This is a genomic window from Desulfobacter vibrioformis DSM 8776 (genome assembly GCF_000745975.1).
GTDB lineage: Bacteria > Desulfobacterota > Desulfobacteria > Desulfobacterales > Desulfobacteraceae > Desulfobacter > Desulfobacter vibrioformis.
The window spans coordinates 1-3,175 of record NZ_JQKJ01000069.1 but is presented as its reverse complement, the minus strand read 5'-3'; the positions used below and the strand labels follow the sequence as shown (position 1 = coordinate 3,175).

The following is a 3,175-nucleotide window of genomic DNA, read 5'->3' as shown; positions in this document are numbered from 1 at the left end:
GCTGCGTCTTGTGGGTTCATTTGATTAGCCTGTTATTTATAGTGGACATGTAAAAATCCTTTGACCGCGGGGGTTACATTTTAACCTTCTCCCCTTGCTTGAAGCTCTTTTTCATAGCAATCAGAACAAAGGCCCCGGAGATCTGAACAACCACGAAGTATTTCGGATAAGAAAAGCCCTCTACCGCATGATTTACAGAAGTGCTTGAATCCATACTGGGTTACAATTTTGGAAAGTATTGGAACTAAACTGTTCCGAACGATTGACTTCATTTCACGGGTAAGCTTGATTTTACCATGACCGGTTTGGATGTAATCTATTGTGGGGAGTTGTTCTTTTAATGTGTAGGCTGCTTCTTGTGGGTTCATTTGATTAGCCTTTTTTTTAATGGTACAGTTGAATCTAAGTATCTATAAAAAATATAAATGTTTTGATATCTGAACTTTAAAACCTTTTTAGAATAGAAACGCAAACAATGTCAAGAAAAAAAATTGATATATCTGAACTTAGCTTGGAAAAAATTGGCGACAGAATAAAATATTTGAGAATCAAAGGGGATATGACACAGGCGCAATTATCCGAAATAATAGGGCTTTCAAAGGGGAATATCAGTTCTCTTGAAAAAAATCGCTACGAACCTTCGGCAAAATCAATAATAAAGTTATCTGAACTATTCGAAGTGACTACAGATTGGATACTTTTGGGAAATGATAAAAAAACAAATCCAGATAATAAAATTAAGATAAATTTCAAAATCCAAGATGAAGGAAGTGCCGCAATAAAGGCCTTGTTAGAAATTGAGAGTATAAGCCAACATACTTTCCTTAGGACAGTCGCGGATCTGAAATTTATTGTGGTCAAACTAAAAGAAGGGACCATCCCAAGCCCATTAATTTCTATTCCAGAAAATAAACCCCTGGGGAAGCTCACTAAAGAAAAAGACAATATCTGATAATCGACAATATTTTAATATATCTTGGAGGACATCGTGGTTCACTCATTTAAAAACTAATAAGCCGAATGGGAAGATTCCCATCAAAAAAAGTTTTCAATATGGCAATGATGGCACCGCGATCAAAACAGCGGTTTTGAGATAGATGACATAAATATTCATTTGGCACTAAGTCTAATTTTTACATTTTGCCTAAAGAGGATACATATGGATTTCGAAATTTTCAAAACAGGAATATTATCAGTCTTAATTATTGGCGGTTCAAGCGTTATCTTTTCAGCAGCAATATGGTTGATCATGAGGCCGGTGGTGTGCTGGTACTTCAAAATAAACAAAAGAATTGAACTGCTTTACGAAATTCGAGACCTGCTTAAAAAACAAAGTCTGAATCAAAAATCAATAATTACAAGTTTACCGGAAGATAACAGTCGTTGGGCTCCGCCTAAAAAAATATAAATGGACCCAAACAGTATTGGCGCCTGTGGGCGATAACCTTTGTTGGTTATGGAAACGCTTTACATTTTTGGTTTGTAAGGAGGGGGTGAGAATCTAACTCAAGGGAATACTAAAAAAGGGGGCGGGCTGGGCTTCGACAATCTCACGTTAACGCAACACTTCGGGAGGATTCCGGGGCTACCGCGGAATGGGACTGTTCATCGGGACATTGTGTTGACAGCCGGTCCACACCGACATAATCACGCTGGGAAGACCGCCCGGCTCAAGCACTCGACTGGCACACGCTCAAACTCTTTACAGAGCAACATTCCCACCGATCTCAGTAGCGGCGGTATCTTATAGGCGCTGATGACACAAAAGGATTCCCATTGGTCAACCGAATCTGCTACCCAATCCATGCCCCAGTTCTGCAAGACAACCAAACCAGGGGCTATCCAAAATACATAGTACTATATGTATTTTTATTTGTTTATGCAATTATGATACCATGCTGTTAACCGCCTATCTATCATGGATCTTGGTGTAATGGTGTGATTATTGCTTAAGTTAATAAAATACTTAGGGTTCAACCTAAAATCAACCAATAAAAAACACACATCTGGAAAACATCCGGCAGAAAGTACGCCCCAGAGGAAGTCCAGGAAGTAATCCACCCCCTGGGGGATCAGAGGTATCGGCTCCAGGGGAAGGCAGAAAGAAGTCTGATTCGGGGATAAGCCCTGGTGAGTCAGAATAGTTAACCGCAGATTAACAAGTTAACCAGGTTAACCACCGATGAATAAAGGACTTTGAGTTAACAAAATGCAAGCTGGACCGGGAAGACCGACCGGCTCAAGCACTCGACTGGAACACGCTCAAACTCTTTACAGAACAACATTCCCACGGATCTCAGAATTATAAATCTTAAAATCTTCGATCTGCCCCAGGGGGAAGTCCAGAAAGAAATCCGCTCTAATTGATTTCTGGCGTTTCAAAGAAAACACAACATATAGCGCCTGAACGTTTTTCAAAAAACCGAGGACTTATAGACAAAGTCAACACTTTAACGTTTGAACTGACGGGCCGCGCCGGGTGCTTCAAAATGGCGACTGAGCTGCTCGTGGTCCCGTCCAGTGATGGGTTATGCGATTTTTATTTTAAGGCGCCTATCATAAACAAAAAGCTGCCTATACCAAACAATACTCCAGCCAATTTTACCAATTTTCTGTCGATACCAGTTAATTCTGAAAAAGCCGATCTGCCAGTCGAAAACCAATGACTATTTTTAATGCCAATAATCGATAAACAAGAACAAGACATAAGCCACTCAACTAATCCTGCCCAATAAAAAGACTTTTGCGTTTGCAGTGAAATAAATCCAAATAAAAATAGCACTATACCAGCAGGCCATTTTATCAATTTTAAGTTGCTCTGTTTATGTGAAAATATTTTTGATATGGCCCCATCATTGGATTTAATAATCTTGTCGCCATAAATGATTATAGCTATTCCACATAAGAAAAGAATTGTTCCGACTAAAACTTCAGAGAGCATTTGATATGTTCCGTTTTATATTCACGCATAACGTTTCGCATAACCGGCTGGCAATGGAGCGCAGCGGAATTGCCAGTCCGAGTTGATGCGTTTGTGTGTGCCGGGCACGGCACGTGTTCTTAAAAGTGAGTCAAATGTATAGAATTTCAATACATTTGGCAAGTCTTAGACCCAGCCGGATGGAGGCGAAGGGTGTAGTGGTAGTGCAACGGGGTATCGGTGACGGTGCTTCGG

Annotated in this window: 4 protein-coding genes; 2 read left to right on the top strand and 2 right to left on the bottom strand. The window is 40.2% G+C overall.

The window, feature by feature from the left end; all coding sequences use genetic code 11:
• Positions 1-80: 80 nt before the first annotated feature.
• A complete protein-coding gene (locus Q366_RS19040) occupies positions 81-368 on the bottom strand; it encodes a hypothetical protein (RefSeq protein ID WP_035242370.1) in 288 nt (95 codons plus the stop codon).
• A 107-nt stretch (positions 369-475) separates the two neighbouring features.
• Here Q366_RS19040 and Q366_RS20585 point away from each other — a divergent pair, with 107 nt between their 5' ends.
• Together Q366_RS20585 and Q366_RS19030 are read left to right on the top strand one after the other, a co-directional pair.
• On the top strand, positions 476-952 hold the full coding sequence (locus Q366_RS20585) for a helix-turn-helix domain-containing protein (RefSeq protein ID WP_051958169.1): 477 nt from the start codon (positions 476-478) through the stop codon (positions 950-952).
• A 207-nt stretch (positions 953-1,159) separates the two neighbouring features.
• Positions 1,160-1,408, top strand: coding sequence for a hypothetical protein (locus Q366_RS19030; RefSeq protein ID WP_035242367.1), 249 nt, complete (start codon positions 1,160-1,162; stop codon positions 1,406-1,408).
• A gap of 1,131 nt (positions 1,409-2,539) precedes the next feature.
• On the opposite strand, the gene Q366_RS19025 is transcribed toward Q366_RS19030, so the two are convergent.
• A complete protein-coding gene (locus tag Q366_RS19025) occupies positions 2,540-2,941 on the bottom strand; it encodes a hypothetical protein (RefSeq protein WP_035242364.1) in 402 nt (133 codons plus the stop codon).
• Between the last annotated feature and the right edge of the window lie 234 nt (positions 2,942-3,175).